Source organism: Rhodobacteraceae bacterium M385 (genome assembly GCA_025141835.1).
In the GTDB taxonomy this organism is placed as follows: Bacteria; Pseudomonadota; Alphaproteobacteria; order Rhodobacterales; family Rhodobacteraceae; genus Gymnodinialimonas.
Genome location: CP081102.1, coordinates 179,952 through 198,056 on the forward strand (window position 1 = coordinate 179,952; position 18,105 = coordinate 198,056).

Sequence of the window (18,105 nt, forward strand, 5' to 3'; positions counted from 1 at the left end):
CAGGCGGGTTTGGGTCTGTTATGAGGGAATAGGATTTTGCTGAGAGGCCGTTTGCGGGCAGGTTTGCCACAAACAGGCCTGTGCAAGGGTTGGGGCGAGTCGCGGGCCGCCTCAAGGACAAGCGGCCAAGGCCGTCGGCTGCGCCGATCCTTGACCCGTCCCCCGACTCACGCGGCGATGAAATCGGACTTTGCGTAGCCTTGGATGAACAGAAGCGACGTCAGATCACCGTGGTTAATGCGGTGTTTCGCCTGTTCCTGCACGGTGGGTTTGGCGTGAAGAGCAACGCCGGTGCCCGCCAATTGCAACATCCCCAGATCATTGGCGCCGTCACCCACGGCGATCACGTCAGCGGGTTTGATGTTGAGGGTCTTGGTGATGCGGTGAAGTGCCTCGACCTTGGCTTCGCGGCCAAGGATGGGGCGGGTGACATCGCCGGTTAGGGCGCCGTTTTCCGCAAGCAGCGTATTGGCGTGGTGTTCATCAAAGCCCAATTTCGCCGCGATGGCCTGCGTGAAGGCCGTGAACCCGCCGGAGACCAAAGCACAGTGAGCGCCGTTGGCCTTCATCGTGGCCAGCAACGTCGGCCCGCCGGGCATCAGGGTGATGCGCTTTTCCAGAACGGTTGCAATCGTCGCTTCGGGTAGCCCCTTCAGCAGACCGACACGTTCCAGAAGCGCTTCCTCAAAATCCAGCTCGCCGTTCATGGCATGGGCGGTGATCTCGGCGACCCGTTTGCCGACGCCTGCTTCATCCGCCAGTTCGTCAATACATTCCTGCTGGATCATTGTGCTGTCCATGTCGGCCAGTAACATCTTGCGCTTCCGATCGCCCGCCTTCTGCCACACCATATCGACGCCCTCAGCGCTGAGGCTTTCCCAAACCGTCTGGATATTGCGAGGGATTTTCGGGGCGTCAAACTCGGCGCAATGGTTGGGGTCGAGCCAGGTTGCATCGCCACCGCCCATGGCATTGCGGAGGTTCGTCACCAGGTTCGTGTCGAGATACATGGCGTGGTTTGTCATGAGTGTGACGGTGAACATTGGCGAAAGGCTCCTGCATTTTTCGGCACTTTAGGGGTGGAGGGGCCGGGGGGCCAGTATTTACGTGCTGGTATGGGTGATAGAGCGATGTGGCTTGATACTCAGAAGGCTCTGACAGGCATGGCAGAGCCGTTCAGTCGTACCCCGTCATTTCCAAATACCCCCGGCCTGCGTGGGTGCCGGTGAATGAAATCGGCCCCTCCCAATAGGGAAAAGACGTGTCCATCCAGCTATTTGGATTGAGGGCAACCGTGGTGATATCAATCCCATGCTCAGGAAACTGAAGCCGCCATTCTGTGGGGATATCGCGCCCGTCCACGTCGCTTATGGTCAGGGGTGTGAGTGTGACAGCGCCGTCGCCATAGGCTTGGGTCGTGCCATCGGCGGCGATGTAGGTGGCAGAGGTGAAGGGCGCGCCTGCCGTATCGCGCAGGGCGAAGGCCATCAGCCGCGCGCCGTCGGGGAGTTGCAGGGAAAACCACTCCCACCCCGTTTGGCTGTCCGAAAGCGGTTGCGACGACCACTCACGATCCAGCCAGGCATCGCCGGTGACCGCCACAGGGCCGGAGGGCAGGGTGAGGGTGCCTGTGACGCTGTAGAAGGGTTGCGAGTAATAGTAGCTCGCCTGCCCCTCGGCGCTTTTGACGGAGAAGCCATCGGCGCCGTGGAAGATCAGCGGGCCGTCCGCTTGCAGCGCCAGATCGTAGGCGAAATCTGTGCCCCGCGCGGTGAGGGACAGCGCATCAAGCGCGTCGCCGGAAGCAGTGGTGGATGTCATCTGCCAATCGTCAATAAAGGCTCTGAACGGCATAGTAGACACGCCTGCTTGACCCATGCCGCCGCGGCCAAGGCGCTCTGCACTATAGTGGGCGTCGGGTGTGGTCAGGCCTGCGTGGCCCATGAACAATTGCGGCGCAGTCCAGTCGGTGGAGGTGTCTGGCGATAGGGCCGAGCGAAACAGGGTCCATTGGATGCCGTAATCGGTGCCGTCGGCCCCTTGCAGGGTGGCCGTAAGATACCACCATTCGATCCGGTAATCGGGGTGGGGGCCGTGGTCTGCGGGGAAGGAGAACGTGGGGTTCGGGGTGGGAACGGCAAAGCCCTCGGCCGCGGTGCCGAGGCCCGCGAACCCTTGGCCATGAAGCGGGGAGGCGAGAAGAAGCAGAGCGAGGAGAGGGCGGATCATCAGCATTCCTGTGCGAAAACTTGGGTGAGCCGCGCGGGGGGTATCCGCGCAAGTCGAAGGGTCGGGCCTAGGGCCGCGAGGCCAGCGGCGAGCAGGGCCAAGAGGCCGAGGAGCAGCCAATCGCCGGGGAACACGCGCATGGGTAGGCGCCAGCCAAATGCCTCGACGTTTACCAGGGCGAGCAGCACCCATGCCAACGCGAGGCCCACGGGCAGGGCCGCCAGAAAGGTGATTGCCGCCAGGATCAGGCTTCGCGCCATTTCCACCCAAGCAAGCTGCGCCCTGGATGCGCCGATGGCCCAGATCGGGGCCAATTGCGGCAAGCGCAAATTGGCGAGGGTCAGCAGGCTGGTCAGCAAGGCGATGCCCGCCACGCCAAGGGTCAGCACGTTCAAGGCGCCCGTCACGCGGAAGGTTTGGTCGAAGACCGCGACGGAAAAGGCTTTAACCTGCGCTTGGTTTGTCACGGCGTCGGGGGGAAGGCTGAAGTCCTCTCGCAATCGGGTGGCTAATGCGGGGGCCGCTTCGGGCGCAATGCGGATGGCAAAGCGGCGGGGGCGCAGGTCCGGGAACATCTCTGTCAGGCGGGTCAGAGACACAATCGCTTGCCCGCTGGGGTTGCCGTAATCGGAGTATATCCCCACGATCGGCAAGCCGCCCGCGATGTCTACGGTGTCCCCGACAGATAGGCCCTCACGGCGGGCCATCTGTTCATTCACCAAGATCGCATCGCCCGTCGCGAGCCGCCCCCAAGGGTCCGAGGCTTGCGACAGAAACGGCCAAGCGGCGCGGTAGGTGGCGTGATCGACGACGCCGAATAGCTCGGCCGGTTGGTCAAAGAGACGCAGGGGAGTGGAGACGATGGGCAGGATCGCATCCACCTCTGGGGCGAGGGCGGCCATGAGGATCTGCGCCTCGTCCGGGGTGGCAGCGGTCACGTAAAGCTCGGACGCAAGCCGCTGGTCAAGCCAGCCGAGGAACGTCGCGCGGAACGAGCCAACCATGGTGGAGACCCCGATATTTGCCGACAGCGCCAGCAGCAACGCCATAAGCGCCAGCGACAGGCCGGGAATTTGCTGGCGCGTATCGGCCACGACCCACTCCGCGAAAGCGCCCTTGGGGCGGATCAACGACAGCGCTCCGGTCATCAAAGCTGGCAACGCCAGTGCCGCGCCGATCAGCAAGCACGCCAAGCAGCCGAAGGCTGCGATGAGTCCCGCGCCCGACAGGGCCAGCGCGCCCGACAGGGCGAATAGCCCGAGCGCCGCGAGGGCCTGCAAGCGGATCATCCGGCCCGAGGCCTGCGCCCAAGCCCGCGGCATCGCGGGCGCCAGAAGCGGCATCCGCGCTGTACGGATCATCGCCTGTATCGCTGCCGCAGCGGTGCCAATCAGGGTAATGAATAGACCCGAAAGCGCCCAATAGGGACTGAACTGAAGCACGCCCGCGATCTCGGCCCCATAAAGTCCACGCAGGGTTCCAGCGACGCCGGGCATCAGGCTGGCAGCCACAACATAGCCCATTGCGACGCCGATCACCCCGGCCAGAAGCGCGATCACGGCAAGCTCCAGTGACAGCGCCAAAAGGATCGTGCGAAGGGGCGTGCCCAAGGCCCGCAAGGTCCGCACGATGGCACGACGCTGTTCAAACGCCAGCCCAATTGCGGCGTGGACAATGAACAACCCAACCCCAAACGACAGGAAGCCAAAGGCCGTCAGGTTCAGATGAAAGCTATCGGTCAACCGCGCGATGTCACCGCCATTATCGGGTGCGCGCAGGGTTAGCGTCGTGTCCTCAGCCAAGGGCGGCAAACCAAGGGGCTGGACCGGGTTCACCAGCAGATAAGAAGGCCCGGCGTGGCCCAACAGCCGCGCGGCTGTCGAGATATCGGTGATCGCGGCGGCGGGGGGTACCGTATCGCTGATCTGGATCGGCGGAAGGTCGGCCGGAAGCGCGCCGTTGGCCGTCGCCTCCCCCATCAAAAGCACACCCGGCGCGGTAAAAAACCCGACAAGATCCAGGCCGCCGTCCAAGGCAGGGCCCTGCGCATCGGGTGGCAGGGTCAACGGATCAATCCCCAGCAGGCGCAACCTGCCATTGGCGTCCCGCACCTCGCCCGAGATCACCGGAGATACGAGGTATCCCGCCGCGCGAAGGGCGACATAGTCGGCGGGGTCAATCGGCTGCCCATCGGGGCGTTCCAACCGGGCGATCTGATCCTGCCCAAGGGTGGCGGCGGCCCTGTCATAGGCAGATCGCGCCTCGGCGTTGATGGCTTGCACACCGGACCAAAGGGCGGTGGCCAAGGCCAGTCCAAGGGCCAGCATCGCGAATTGGCCGGGGTGGCGGCGCCAATGGGAAATTAGGCTCAAAAGGGCGGTGTAGAGCATGTTCTATCCGCCCAACCCACCACGAGACAGATGCACACGCCGCCCCAAACGATCCGCCAGCCGGGGGGAGTGGGTGACCATCAAAAGCCCCGCGCCGGTTTCGGCCACCAGCTCTAGCAACAGGGTAAGAACGCTATCGCCGGTCTCCTCATCAAGGTTGCCGGTGGGCTCATCGGCCAGCAAAAGCGCAGGCCGAGGAGCAAGGGCACGGGCAATGGCAACGCGCTGTTGCTGGCCGCCCGAAAGCTGTTCCGGGTAGCGCGACAGCAAGGCGCTCAGCCCCAAACGCTCTGCCAGTTCAGCGGCAAAAGCCCTGTCATGGCGCCCCGCCAGACGCGCCTGAAGCGCGATATTCGCCCCGACCGATAGCGAGGGCACAAGGTTGAATTGTTGAAAGATCAGCCCGATCCGCATCCGCCGCACATGGGCACGGGCCGCGTCGTCAAGCTGTCCAATGTCCTGGCCGTCCAGAACGACCGCTCCGCTATCGGGTTGGTCAAGGCCGCCCGACAGATGCAGCAACGTGGATTTCCCCGATCCACTTTCCCCGGTCAGCGCCAGCGTTTCCCGCGCGCTCAAGGTGACAGATACCCCATCAAGCACCCGCAAAGGGCCATGATCGGAGGGGTAAGTTTTGCGAATGTCACGCAGATCAAGCAAAGGCGTTTCCATGGCCAAAGATGTAGCAGGGAGCGGCGGCACGAACACCCCCCGGCGTGTATTTCGGATGCGCCGCCCGCTGATTTGCCCCAAAGTGGCGCAACGGAGGATGCCATGCAGATTACAGATTGGGACGACGCCTATTCCAACGGCGTATATGTAGAGAACTTGCACGAGATCACCTCTGGCTGGGAGGCGCGGTCTGCTCTGATGACCCCGGACGACTCCTTACCCGGCGCCGATCTTTACCTTCCAGAAGGGACACCCCAAGGGCTGACCGTAATCGTCCACGGCGGCTATTGGATGTCGTTTTCAGCCCGTGAATTCGCCCATCTGGCCGCTGGGCCCCGTGCCGCCGGGCAGGCCGTTGCGATGGCCAGTTACACGCTCGCGCCTCGTGCAAGGATCGCGGAAATCACCGCAGAGGTCGCCCGTGCCATCACCGCCGCCGCCCAGCGCATTGATGGCCCGATCCGCCTGACAGGCCATTCCGCCGGCGGCCATCTGGTAACCCGGATGCTTTGCGAAGGGGTGCTGCCAGAGGATGTCGCCGCCCGCGTGGTTCACACCCTCTCAATCTCGGGCGTCCACGACCTGCGCCCCCTGCTGCGCACGCAGATGAACCTCACCCTACGCATGACCGAAGAAGAGGCCGCAGCAGAAAGCCCTGCCTTGCAAACGCCCCTTCCCGGCGCACGCCTGACCTGTGTTGTCGGCGCAGAGGAACGGCCCGAGTTCCGCCGCCAGAACGCGCTTTTGGCTAATATCTGGCTCGGCCTAGGTGCTGTGACCGAGGTGATAGAACTACCCGGCGAAAACCACTTCTCCATCATCGCAGGCCTCGAAAGCACCCGAGGCCCGCTGACCAAACTGCTTCTGACATGACACTTCGGGAAAGTTTCCGATAGGGAACAGCCCCGGCATAAAAGTGCGCTTTCCGACCAATTGCCGTCCTTTTCCGTCTTGTGGGGGGGCAGGTATCTCCGTATCTCCGGCGGTGGGACACCCTTCCCCAACGAAGGGCGCATATCTGTGAGGATACCAGTGATGGTTACTGAGACACCGGGCACACGCCCGACCACGAAACCCGTGAACGCACGCTTTTCGTCCGGCCCCTGCGCCAAACCCCCGACATGGACAGTAGACGCGCTGAAAGATGCGCCCCTTGGCCGCTCGCACCGTGCGGCAGTGGGTAAAGACCTGCTGAAAGGCGTGATCGACGACACCGCCCGCATTCTGGGCCTGCCCGAGGGCTACCGTGTCGGCATCGTCCCGGCCTCGGACACTGGCGCTATGGAAATGGCGATGTGGTCCCTTCTGGGCGCGCGCAAAGCGACCATGCTGGCTTGGGAAAGCTTCGGCGCGGGCTGGGTCACGGATGTTGTCAAACAGCTGAAACTCGATGCCGAGGTGAAAACCGCAGACTACGGTCAGATCGTGGACCTGGCCGAGGTCGATTTCGACACAGACGTTGTCTTCACTTGGAACGGCACCACCTCGGGCGTCCGCGTGCCGAACGGCGACGCCATCCCGGCGGACCGCGCTGGCCTGACAATCTGCGACGCAACATCCGCGGCCTTCGCCCAGGATCTGCCCTGGGACAAGCTGGATGTGACCACCTTTTCCTGGCAGAAAGTCATGGGCGGCGAAGCGGCCCACGGGATGATCATCCTCAGCCCCCGCGCGGTAGAACGCCTCGAATCCTACACACCGGCTTGGCCCCTGCCGAAAATCTTCCGCCTGACCAAAGGCGGCAAGCTGATCGATGGCATCTTCAAAGGTGCCACGATCAACACGCCCTCCATGCTGGCCGTTGAAGACTACGCCTTTGCCCTGAACTGGGCCGACAGTATCGGCGGCCTTTCTGGCCTGATGCAACGCGCCGATGCCAACGCCAACGCCATCCACGCCTTCACCGACGCCCGTGACTGGATCGCGAACCTCGCCGATGATCCGGCAACACGTTCCAACACGTCCGTCTGCCTGAAGTTCACCGATGCCCGTATCCAAGACGGGGCCGCCTTCGCCAAAGCCGTTGCCAAACGGCTCTCCGATGAAGGCGTCGCTCTGGATATCGGCGCCTACCGCGATGCCCCTGCGGGTCTTCGCATCTGGTGCGGTGCCACCGTGGAAACCTCGGATATCGAGGCCATGCTTCCTTGGCTCGACTGGGCCTTCCACGCAGAGATCGAAGCGCAGGCCTAACGCCTCGCTCCCCTCTTCATCTTGGTAAATACAACTCAATCCCCAAGCCTGCCCCAAGCGCAGGCCCCGTTATAGGAGCGCCACATCATGGCCCCCAAAGTTCTCGTATCCGACAAGCTCTCGGAAACCGCTGTCCAAATTTTCCGTGACCGTGGCGTCGACGTCACCTTCGATCCGTCCATTGGCAAGGACAAAGAAAAACTCCTGTCCGTGATCGACCAATACGATGGCCTCGCCATCCGCTCGGCCACCAAGGCCACTGAAAAAATCATCGCTGCCGCGACCAACCTCAAGGTCATTGGTCGTGCCGGGATCGGTGTCGACAACGTCGATATCCCAGCCGCGTCCAAGAAGGGCATCATTGTGATGAACACGCCCTTCGGGAACTCCATCACGACGGCAGAACATGCCATCGCGATGATGTTTGCGGTCGCCCGTCAAATCCCCGAAGCCTCGGCCTCCACCCATGACGGCAAATGGGAGAAATCCAAGTTCATGGGGGTCGAACTGACCGCGAAAACCCTCGGCGTGATCGGCGCGGGTAACATCGGCTCCATCGTTATCTCCCGCGCCCTCGGGCTGAAGATGAAGGTCATCGCCTATGACCCCTTCCTCAGCGAAGAACGCGCCAAGGAAATCGGTTGTCAGAAGGTCGAGCTGGATGAACTTCTGTCCCGCGCCGATTTCATCACCATGCACGTTCCTTTCACCGAGAAGACGGCGAACATCCTGTCGGCAGAAAACCTCGCCAAGACCAAAAAGGGCGTACGTATCATCAACTGTGCCCGGGGCGGTCTGGTGGATGAGGCAGCCTTGGCCGAGCTTCTGAAATCCGGTCATATCGCCGGTGCCGCTTTTGACGTGTTCGCGCAGGAACCTGCCACGGAAAACCCCCTGTTCCATCTGCCCAACGTCGTTGTGACGCCACACCTTGGCGCGGCCACCACGGAAGCCCAGGAAAACGTGGCGCTGCAAGTGGCTGAGCAGATGTCGGATTATCTGCTGTCCGGCGCTGTCACCAACGCGCTCAACATGCCATCGGTCACGGCGGAAGAAGCCGCAATCATGGGGCCTTGGGTCAAACTGGCCGAACACCTCGGTGCCTTCATCGGGCAGCTCACCGATGAGCCGATCAACTCCATCGACGTGGTCTACAATGGCGTTGTAACGGGCATGAACCTGAAGGCTTTGGATTGTGCGGCAATTGCGGGCGTGATGAAGGCCAGCAACCCTGACGTGAACATGGTGTCGGCTCCTGTCATCGCAAAAGAGCGCGGGATTGAACTGTCGCAGACAACCCAAGACAAGTCCGGTGTGTTTGACGGCTACATTCGCCTTGTGGTGAAAACCGACAAGCGTGAACGCTCGATTGCTGGTACGGTCTTCAGCGATGGCAAGCCGCGTTTCATTCAGATCAAAGGCATCAACATTGATGCCGAGATTGGCTCTCATATGCTCTACACCACCAACAACGATGTTCCCGGCATCATCGGTGCCCTGGGTCAAACGATGGGGGAGAACGGCGTGAACATCGCGAACTTCACCCTTGGGCGCTCTGGCCCTGACGGTCAGGCCATTGCGCTGTTGTACCTGGACGAACAGCCACCGGCGGCAGTGTTGCAGAAACTGATGGACACGGGCCTGTTCCAGTCGGTCATGCCTCTGCAATTTGACGCGGTGTAATCCGCGCGGCGCATTGGCATAGCGCTGTAACTAGGCTCTAACCCTCCGTGACACATCGCGGAGGGTTTTTTTATGGACGATATCGTCATCTTGTCAGGCGCACGTACAGCAATCGGCACGTTTGGGGGGGCATTGGCGGGCACAGCGCCGATCGACACAGGCGCGACCGTTGCCAAAGCCGCGCTGGAACGCGCGGGCGTTGAAGGCGGCCAGATCGGCCATGTGGTCTTTGGCCATGTTATCAACACGGAGCCCCGCGATATGTACCTATCTCGCGTCGCGGCGATGCAGGCAGGTATTCCAGAGACAACCCCTGCGATGAACGTGAACCGCCTCTGCGGATCTGGAGCGCAGGCGATTGTCAGCACGATACAGTCTCTCGCCATGGGGGATGCGGATTTCGGGCTCGCTGGCGGCGCGGAAAGCATGTCGCGCTCGCCTTATATCTCTTCGGCTACGCGGTTCGGGCAGAAGATGGGCGACGTGAAGACGCTGGACATGATGCTGGGGGCGCTGAACTGTCCCTTCGGAACCGGCCATATGGGCGTCACAGCGGAAAACGTCGCCGATGAACACGACGTGACCCGGGCGCAGATGGATGCCTTTGCCATGACCTCGCAAGAGCGCGCAGCAAACGCGATTGCCCAGGGGTACTTTGCCGAGCAAATTGTACCGGTAGAGGTTCGCGTGAAGCGCGACATGGTGCCGTTTGAGGTGGATGAACACCCTAAGGCGACCTCACTCGAAGCGCTCGGCGGTCTCCGAGCCGTCTTCCAAAAAGACGGCCGCGTGACAGCGGGCAACGCCAGCGGAATCAACGACGGCGCGGCGGCGCTGGTGCTGGCGCGAGCTGAGGCGGCGGAAGCCGCTGGCCTTACCCCCCGTGCCCGTGTGTTGGGTTACGCCCACGCCGGTGTGCGGCCCGAAGTCATGGGGATCGGCCCGGTGCCAGCGGTCGAAAACCTGCTCGCGAAGACCGGCCTGAGCATCGGCGACTTTGACGTGATCGAATCGAACGAAGCCTTCGCCGCGCAAGCGCTGGCGGTGAACAAAGGGCTCGGCCTCGACCCGGCCAAGGTGAACCCCAACGGCGGCGCGATTGCCCTTGGCCACCCGGTCGGCGCGACCGGTGCGATCATCACCGTGAAGGCGTTGTATGAACTGGAGCGGATCGGCGGCAAACGCGCCCTGATCACCATGTGCATCGGCGGCGGGCAGGGCATCGCGCTTGCTATCGAACGCCCGTGATCTGGAGGGGTAGAGACTTTTGCAAAAGTCTCTACCAGAGCCTTGCAAGGCTCTGCCCCAGTCTTTTGCAAAAGACTGGGGTGGCGGGGGCTAGTTTTCGATTTCCACGTGGCGGCGCTGGGCTTGGCCTGTGGCGTCGATGACGGTGAGTTCCGCAAAGCCGGTCTCGGCTTCTAGTGCTATTTCGCGGTCGTATATGCGCGTGGCCACCGGCGCGCCGTTCCAAAGCCAAGTGAACGGCGGCGTTCCTTCCGCCACCCGCGCCAGAAGCGGCAGGCCAGGTTGATAGGCCAGAACCGCGCCTTCGGGGGGGAAGGTGATGGCGGGGCCGGCGTCTCCACCGGACGTGGGGGAGGGGCCAAAGCGGCGCAGGGTTTCGGGCAGTTGCGCAGTGGTGAGGGTCAAAGCACCCGGCGGGGGCGGTCGGCGCGGCGTTGTTTCGTCACTGATGCGGGAGAAGGCTTCGAACAGTAGTGGTGCAGAAAGCTCTGCCCCAAAGGCTCCGGGCACCGATGCGCCATCAGCGCGGCCCATCCAGATGCCCACCACATGCTGCCCATCAAAACCGAACGCCCAGGCATCCCGGTGCCCGTAGCTGGTGCCCGTCTTGTAGCTCAACCCGATGCGCGGCGCATTGGGCGGGGGCGCAACCCCTCCCAATATATCGCCCAGGTACCATGCCGCCGTGTCCGACACGATGCGCTGCCCTTCCTCCGCTTCCCCCTCCCGCCAGTGCAGGGGCGCGGCCACTCCGCCCCGCGCAATCCCGGCATAGAGCGCCATCAGATCCTGCATCGACGTGCCCAAACCGCCTAGGGCAATGGCCAGGCCCGGTTCCTCCCCTTCTGGCAAGTGAACCGCCATTCCCGCTCGACCCATCGCCGAAAGCATTTGGTGCGGACCGATTGCCTCCAGAAGTGTCACCGCGGGTATGTTCAGAGACGTTTGCAAAGCCTGTGTTGCCGTGACTTCTCCCCGAAACAGGGCGTCGAAATTCTGCGGTGCGTAGCCTGCGATAGAGATCGGGCGATCTTCGATCATGGTTTGCGGATGCAGCAGTCCTGCGTCAAAGGCGAGACCATAGATCAGCGGCTTTAGCGTCGATCCCGGAGAGCGTACGGCTTGGGTCATATCCACGAACCCCTCTCGCGCGGTATCGGTGTAATCAGGCGATCCGACAGAGGCCAAGACCTCTCCGCTGCCGTGGTCCATCACCATGATCGCGGCGGACATGCGTGGCCCCAGATCACCGATCGCGCGCGTCGCGAGACGCTCCATCTGCCGTTGCAGGCTCGCGTCGAGCGTCAGGTGATGCGTCCCCTGCGTGGGTCTGCCGGTAATCGCCCGGTCCGCCAGATGCGCGGCGAGGGCGGGGAAATCTCGCCGTTCGGTGGGAATAGGCTCCTCCCGCGCCCAAGCGATTTCCGCTTCGGTCAGGTCGGTGAATTGCACCGCGCGGGTCAACACCCGGTTGCGGGCGATTTCCGCGGCCTCTGGAAAGCGGTCCGGGCGGCGAGAGTTCGGCGCTTGGGGCAGGGCGACAAGCAAGGCAGACTGCGCGGCGGTCAAACGATGGGGCTCAGTCCCAAACCACGTGAGCGTCGCGGCGCGTACCCCTTCGATATTTCCGCCAAAGGGAGCCAGGTGGAGGTAGAGCGTAAGGATGTCTTCCTTCGATAACCGCCGCTCCAACGCCAAAGCAAGGCGGATTTGCCGGATCTTTCCGCCCCATGCGCCGGTGCCAGAATCCTCCAACAACCGCGCCACCTGCATCGTCAGGGTCGAGCCGCCAGAGACGATGCGCCCCGTGGTAAGCCGCTGCCACCCGGCCCGCAGAAAGCTGCGCAGATCAACGCCCGGGTGGGTCCAGTATCGGCGATCTTCATAGGCAACAAGCATGTCGATATAGGCGGGATCGACCGCGTCATAGGACACCGGCAAGCGCCAGCGCCCATTTTCCACGGTATAGGCCCGCAACAGGTCGCCGTTACGGTCCAGAACCTCCACCCCGGTTTCCAGCGTTAGTGGCGGAAGCTCTGTCTCATCAACCCAACGGTCCAGCCACAACAGCCCGCCGGCGAGGAGCGCAGCGAGGAGCAGGCTGAAGGTGATCGCGAGGGCGCGTATCATTCTAGGATGCTTATCCGGCCAGAGGCCGTCTGCGCCCGATAGGTAGGACGGTACATATCCTCGACCGATGCCGCAGGATGGTGGAAGTCCCCCGGCGACACCGCCCGCACGATATAGGCCAAGCGCACTCTGTCCTGCCCGCCGCGCATGTCTACGGCGGCCAGAAACCTTTCGGCCCGGAATTCTGTCATCTCGGTGCCAATCGCCACGTTTACCCCATCTAGCGCACGGATATCGCCCGATTGCAGAAGGTTGGGGTTGTCGATCTCGAACCCGGCGGGGAGCGGGTCATTCACCATCAGCCTTCCTTCCGGCGCACCGGTACTTGTGACGGTCAAGATCGTGACCAGCCGCGTGCCTTGGGCGACGCTTGCCGGGTCAATGGGTTCACCCTCCAGTGAAAGGTACTCCCGGCCAATGTGGTAGCCATTGCCAAACGCCTCTGTCGCGCCTTCGGGGCGGCCAAAGCGGGTGAGGGTGACGACCTCATCGCGCTCCCCAACATTCTCTAACCTACGGGTTAGGCTCACATCCTCTAGCACCTGCACCAATGGCCCAACAACCGGCGCCCCGTCCAGAAGCAAGCCATTGGTTGCGGGATTGTCGATCAAGGCATGGGCGGCCAGAAGCGCCCAGACGGCCTCTTGGGTAGAGGCATCAGCGACGGGCGGCGCGATCTCCAGCACCGCAGCGTTCAGGTTCCCCGCTTGCGATCCGGCGGCGGTGGCAAGGGCCACAAGTCCTGCGGCGTCCCGGGTGCGGCTGCCGTAATCCACGCGCCAGCGGCGCGTGTCCTCGGACAGGGCGGGCAGGGAAAGCCGGGCAAACCCTGCCATGAACATCGCATCGGCGCGGGGTTGGTCGCCATACATCGCCAGCGCCGCCCCCAATTGCCCAAGGGCCAGAGCGGTGCCGAAATCCTGCGCCTTTACATCCGCATAATAGCGCAGGTCGCCCATGCTTGCCTGACCCTCACGGGCCAGCACCATCAGGGCATAGGCCAGCCCCTCTCCGCCATTCTCGAAGTCGGGATGAGAGGCGACAGCGTTCGCCAAGTTGTCCAAAGCGTTCTGGAAAGGAATGTCCGGCACCTCGTGCCCCTCGGCCCGCGCACGAGAGAGGAAATCGCTCACATAGGCATCCAGCCACAGGTCGCCAGAGGAGGCGCGCCATAGGCCAAAGCTGCCGTTGGCCGATTGGTTCGTCAGGACCGAGGCGATGGCCCCCTCGATCCGCGTCGCCAAGTCGTCGGCGGTGCCAAGATTCAGCGCCTGCGCAACCGCTGACAGATACAAAAGCGGCATCGCGCGGCTCGCCGTTTGTTCGGTGCAGCCGTAGGGGTAGCGGTCCAACCGTTGCAACAGCCCGGCCACATCGTAGCGGGCCAAAGGCCCGGCGGACAGAATCGCGCGGGTGCCTTGAGGATGGAATCCGGTAAAGGCCGTTGCATCAAGGGTGAAGCTTTCGCCGGGTGCGAGGGTGAAGCGCGTGGTTTCCGCCACTTCGGGGTCATTGGCTTGCACGGGGATCGTCAGGGTCTGAACAATGTCGATGCCGTCCGGTGTGGTCAGCGTGACGGTCAGTTCCGCCAACCCGGAGCGGTCGGCCATGATGAAGGGAATGCGCAGGCGGGTCGCTTCCCCTTCGGCAAGCGTGACAGCGGGGCTAATCTGCCCGAAAATCTGGAACTCGGGTGAGGAAGAGATGGTTAACGGCATCTCTCCAACCGGTCCTTCGGCATGGGTGATCTCCAGCATAAGCGCGGCACTGTCGCCGGGGGCGAGGAAGCGAGGCAGGCTGGCCGTGACAACGACCGGATCGCGAACAATCACGTCCGCCTCGGCCTGCCCGACGCCGGTATCGCTCCAGGCGGTGGCCATCAGGCGAATCGTGCCGTTGAAGGCGGGCATGTCGAAACTGGCGCGGGCGGTGCCATCTGCGCCAACGGTCAGCGGGCCAGAAAACAGCGCAACGAGGTCTTCGGACGTGGGATCAGCCTGCATCCGCAACCCCGCACCCGCGTCGCCGCCTTGGCGAATGCGCCCTTCTGCGCCGTCACGGCTATCAATCAGGCGGCCATAGATATCACGGAACGCCATGCCGAGACGGCGTTGGCCGAAGTAGTGACCTTGGGGATCGGGGCTATCGAAACCGGTGAGGTTAAGGATACCCAGATCAACGGCGGCGATGGTGGCGTGCACAACCTCGCCCGCCCGCGCGCCTTCCACCCGCAGCACCACGTCGAGCGGTCCACGGGGGCGCATGGTTTCTGGCACTTCAAGCGTGGCACTCAGCGCCCGATCACCGGGGGCGACAGCAGCATGGGCAAGGCCAATGGCACGGGTAGGTGTGGGGCCAGAAACAGTCTCTAACGGGCGGATTAGGGTCGCAGTAACATAGGCTCCGGCCCCCCAGTCATCGGTCACGGGCAGGGCGATTTCGGTGGGGTCATCGCCTAGCTCGATGATCTGCTGGTCGATCAACCGATCTGTCACCACCTGCACCAAGGCAAGGCCGCCGGTGCGGGGCACAATCCGCAAGGTTGCGGTGTCGCCGGGGCGGTAGGCTTCGGCATCCAAGGACACCTCTAGCGCGTCGGGCGTATCGGTGCCGTCACTGGCCCCATACCACCCGGCGGTGAAGCTGACCGAGGACAGGGCAAACCCGCCTTCATCACTTTCAATGCGCAGTTCAAATTCGCCCCATTCTACGGGAAGGGAAAGGGCGGTGGGCTCTGCTGACAGTGTCGCGTTGCCAATGGCGATTTGCTGGCGCGTCGTAATCGGCTCCCACGTCCAATTGCCGTTCTGCCGGTACCATTGATAGCGCCGCTCTACCCGGTTGAGGGTCCATCGGACTGCCATGGGATCAGCGCCCGTCGTGATCAGGTGGAAGGGGGCCTCTACCCCTTGGGGCAAGCCTCCATCAAAGAGGGGGCGAATGCCGATCAGGGGCGCGTCGGGTAGGATGGTGGCCGTTGCAGAACGCTCCACCGGGCGGCCAGAGCCTTCGGTGATTTCTGCGGTTAGGGTCAGCTCACCCGGATGGTCTATGCCGTCAAAGCGGGGCAGGCGCAGGATGGCAGAGGCGGCCCCGGTGGCATCGGTGGTGAGAGTGTCGAGGCTGGTGAACGCGGGTTCCGGCGGGGCATCGTAACGGCCAAAGCGGAAGCCCGGATAGTCGGGCAGGGTATTGCGGGGGCGCAGGGCGAGGCGGCCTGTGATCGCAAGGTCTGCGGCGGGCGCTCCGAAAAGGTAATCGGCCTGAAACTGCGCGGTGCCTGCGTCGGCGTCTAAATCAATGCTGAGGTCGAGGCGTTCAGGCAGGAAATCTTCCACCAACAGCCGCGTATCACGCAGGGGGCGGGCGTTGGGATCCGCGTGGATCGCCAACCGCCAGGTGCCACGCGGCACATCCGCGCCAAGTGGGAGGGAGGCGATGAAACCGCCTGCGCCGGATTCCACTAGCAGGTGCCGCGTGTATTCGACCCCATCGGGCCGCGTGAGAATGGCGGTGAGAGGCAACCCGGTGATCGCCTGCGCCTGAGGGTCTCGGGCAAGGGTGGTCAGGTGGATCGTATCGCCCGCCCGGTAGATGCCGCGATCGGTGGTCAGGAACACATCAATCGGCCCGGCGGGGGCGCGGCCTTCAACCCCCCGATCCGAGAGGTCAAATTCGGCATCGCGCAGGGACAAAAAGGCGAGGTCGTTGTCGCCTTGGCGCACCGTCAGAAGCGCCGGGGAAGCGCCCTGTTCGCCAGCAGCAAGGGCCGCGGGGAAATGGGCGTAGCCGTCTTGATCTGTCTCTAACGTGGCCAAAACCCGGTTCGATTCCGAGATCAACTCAACCGTCGCGCCAGCATGGGCCTGTGTCGTGGCAAGGGATCGCACAAGGACGTGGACGCCGTCTGTGCCGCTCATGGCGCTGATGCCTAGGTCACTGACAAGGAACCACTGGGTCGCGCCACCTTCAGCCGTGCCAGCGCCGCCCACACGGGCTTCCAGAGCATAAAGACCGGGGGCTCGGCCCTCCAAGACCTCGCCAATCGGCAGGCGCGTGGTGACGCTACGGTTTTGTTCTTGGGCGACTTCTGCCTCCCCCTGCCAGACGGCTTCGCCGATCTCTTCGGCGAATTGATCCACCTGCCATTCAGCCAGCGGGCGGCCAAAGTAATCCTGCTGCAAGGTCCGCAGAATATTGCGGTCCGCCACGTGGAACAGGCGAAGATCCACAAGCTCTGTATTGACCCCAACTAGCGGAATAGTGCCGTTTGATGACCCCGGAAGGATGTAAGAACGCCCGGCGAAACGCACCGAAGGCTCCCGATCGCGCACGTATTGGCGCAGAGAGATGGGGGCGTGCAGCACCTCGCCCGAGGCGGCGGGAAGACCCGCGCGAAGGGTGAATTCATACCGCCCCCCATGGCGCACGCCGGACAGGCAAAGCTGGCGGCCATCGGCCTCGACCGCGATGTCTGACGCCGTGGTTTGCACGAAGTCGCCATAGGTCACGCCCCCCGCCGCGAGGGGCTCCGAGAAGATGGCGCAGATGCGGGGAAAGTCCGACTCGATATCCACACGGGTATCGGTGACGCGGAAGCCATAAAGGCCAAGCACACGGCTCAACGCCTCGTCTCGGGCGGGCGTATCTTCATGGGACACGGCAAGGCGGAGGGTGGGGATGGTGTCGCGCCCGCGCCCGCGCCGCTCCAACGCCTCGGCCAGCGTATCCAGTGCGGCGGCAAGGGGTGCCCCGTCATTGGCCCTGAGGGTGGCGTTCAGGGCGGCCAGCATGGCGCGTTCCTCTAGCCGTTGTCCTTCCGAGCGGTTTTCAGGCTCTATCGCAAGCAGATAGGTGGCATAGGTCGCCCAATCCTCGGCCATGTCTCCTGCTGTGATAGCGGCCCCGATCCGGCGCATTGCGCCTTCAATGTTCCCCTCCGCAAAAGCGTTTTGAGCGCTACGTCGCCAATCGCTGGCGGGGAATTGCCCGGCGTAATGGACCAGCCCTAGCCCCGCGGCCTGGTCGCGCGCAGCGGAGAAATCCGCGTCCCGCAGGAAGGCAAGATCAATGCGCCGTTGTGCGGCAAGACGGTGGGCGGGCTCTGGCGTGACGCTAAAGATGCCAGAAATGGCGCCGGCGTAGGTCAGCCCCTCGCCCGCGGCGGTCTTGGGGAAGCAGCGGTTATTGGCGCTGTTGAAGGTGAACGCCGCGCATTCAGGATCGGCGCGGCAAGCGGCGGTGCAATCGGTCAGCGTGGTGTCGAGAATCGGGCGCAGATCGTTGCCCGGAAGGTCGGTATCGCGGGCAATTATCAGCGTCCGGTCGGGCAAAACTTCCTGAGCAAACACAGCCCCGGTCAGAAGAAAAAAGATACCGGCAGCAACAGCGAATAAGCGCGTCATACGGACCTCAAACAAAAATATGCAAAATTGAATGGGGCAAGGGTGGCACGGGGCCGGGGAGTCTGTCGATGATTCCCCTAGCAAGGGCCCGCGCAATGGCGGATTAACGCTATGTTCAGCAAGTTGCCGCAAAACGGGCGGGTCTGAAACGTGCA

At 63.2% G+C, this 18,105-nt stretch carries 10 protein-coding genes; 4 read left to right on the forward strand and 6 right to left on the reverse strand.

What is annotated here, in order from left to right; translation table 11 throughout:
• Positions 1-167: 167 nt before the first annotated feature.
• The 4 genes from serB to K3728_00880 form a co-directional block, all read right to left on the reverse strand.
• Complete coding sequence (gene serB / locus K3728_00865; protein ID UWQ95829.1) at positions 168-1,043, reverse strand: phosphoserine phosphatase SerB; 876 nt, start codon at positions 1,041-1,043, stop codon at positions 168-170.
• 133 nt (positions 1,044-1,176) lie between these two features.
• The gene (locus tag K3728_00870) at positions 1,177-2,229 is read right to left on the reverse strand and encodes an iron ABC transporter permease (GenBank protein ID UWQ95830.1); all 1,053 of its coding nucleotides are present in this window, start codon (positions 2,227-2,229) and stop codon (positions 1,177-1,179) included.
• Entirely contained in the window at positions 2,229-4,619 is a 2,391-nt protein-coding gene (locus tag K3728_00875) for an ABC transporter permease (protein UWQ95831.1), read from the reverse strand. The genes K3728_00870 and K3728_00875 overlap by 1 nt, the downstream gene beginning before the upstream one ends.
• A 3-nt stretch (positions 4,620-4,622) precedes the next feature.
• Positions 4,623-5,291 carry an ABC transporter ATP-binding protein gene (locus K3728_00880; GenBank protein ID UWQ95832.1) on the reverse strand — a complete coding sequence of 223 codons (669 nt, stop codon included), beginning with the start codon at positions 5,289-5,291 and terminating at the stop codon, positions 4,623-4,625.
• A gap of 102 nt (positions 5,292-5,393) precedes the next feature.
• Here K3728_00880 and K3728_00885 point away from each other — a divergent pair, with 102 nt between their 5' ends.
• The 4 genes from K3728_00885 to K3728_00900 all read left to right on the forward strand — a co-directional run bounded on the left by K3728_00885 (position 5,394) and on the right by K3728_00900 (position 10,415).
• The gene (locus K3728_00885; protein UWQ95833.1) at positions 5,394-6,164 is read left to right on the forward strand and encodes an alpha/beta hydrolase; all 771 of its coding nucleotides are present in this window, start codon (positions 5,394-5,396) and stop codon (positions 6,162-6,164) included.
• A 162-nt stretch (positions 6,165-6,326) separates the two neighbouring features.
• On the forward strand, positions 6,327-7,484 hold the full coding sequence (locus K3728_00890) for a phosphoserine transaminase (GenBank protein UWQ95834.1): 1,158 nt from the start codon (positions 6,327-6,329) through the stop codon (positions 7,482-7,484).
• An 87-nt stretch (positions 7,485-7,571) separates the two neighbouring features.
• Positions 7,572-9,167, forward strand: coding sequence for a phosphoglycerate dehydrogenase (gene serA / locus K3728_00895; GenBank protein ID UWQ95835.1), 1,596 nt, complete (start codon positions 7,572-7,574; stop codon positions 9,165-9,167).
• 72 nt (positions 9,168-9,239) lie between these two features.
• Positions 9,240-10,415, forward strand: a complete 1,176-nt coding sequence (locus tag K3728_00900) for an acetyl-CoA C-acyltransferase family protein (protein ID UWQ95836.1) — start codon at positions 9,240-9,242, stop codon at positions 10,413-10,415.
• Positions 10,416-10,505: 90 nt separating this feature from the next.
• On the opposite strand, the gene pbpC is transcribed toward K3728_00900, so the two are convergent.
• Both pbpC and K3728_00910 read right to left on the reverse strand, forming a co-directional pair.
• Positions 10,506-12,545 (reverse strand): penicillin-binding protein 1C, encoded by a 2,040-nt coding sequence (gene pbpC / locus K3728_00905; GenBank protein ID UWQ95837.1) that lies wholly within the window; start codon positions 12,543-12,545, stop codon positions 10,506-10,508.
• On the reverse strand, positions 12,542-17,950 hold the full coding sequence (locus K3728_00910) for an alpha-2-macroglobulin family protein (GenBank protein UWQ95838.1): 5,409 nt from the start codon (positions 17,948-17,950) through the stop codon (positions 12,542-12,544). The genes pbpC and K3728_00910 overlap by 4 nt, the downstream gene beginning before the upstream one ends.
• Between the last annotated feature and the right edge of the window lie 155 nt (positions 17,951-18,105).

Coding starts and splice junctions, on each gene's coding strand:
- serB (UWQ95829.1), bottom strand. CDS start 1,043: ATGTTCACCGTCACACTCATGACAAACCACGCCATGTATCTCGACACG.
- K3728_00870 (UWQ95830.1), bottom strand. CDS start 2,229: ATGATCCGCCCTCTCCTCGCTCTGCTTCTTCTCGCCTCCCCGCTTCAT.
- K3728_00875 (UWQ95831.1), bottom strand. CDS start 4,619: ATGCTCTACACCGCCCTTTTGAGCCTAATTTCCCATTGGCGCCGCCAC.
- K3728_00880 (UWQ95832.1), bottom strand. CDS start 5,291: ATGGAAACGCCTTTGCTTGATCTGCGTGACATTCGCAAAACTTACCCC.
- K3728_00885 (UWQ95833.1), top strand. CDS start 5,394: ATGCAGATTACAGATTGGGACGACGCCTATTCCAACGGCGTATATGTA.
- K3728_00890 (UWQ95834.1), top strand. CDS start 6,327: ATGGTTACTGAGACACCGGGCACACGCCCGACCACGAAACCCGTGAAC.
- serA (UWQ95835.1), top strand. CDS start 7,572: ATGGCCCCCAAAGTTCTCGTATCCGACAAGCTCTCGGAAACCGCTGTC.
- K3728_00900 (UWQ95836.1), top strand. CDS start 9,240: ATGGACGATATCGTCATCTTGTCAGGCGCACGTACAGCAATCGGCACG.
- pbpC (UWQ95837.1), bottom strand. CDS start 12,545: ATGATACGCGCCCTCGCGATCACCTTCAGCCTGCTCCTCGCTGCGCTC.
- K3728_00910 (UWQ95838.1), bottom strand. CDS start 17,950: ATGACGCGCTTATTCGCTGTTGCTGCCGGTATCTTTTTTCTTCTGACC.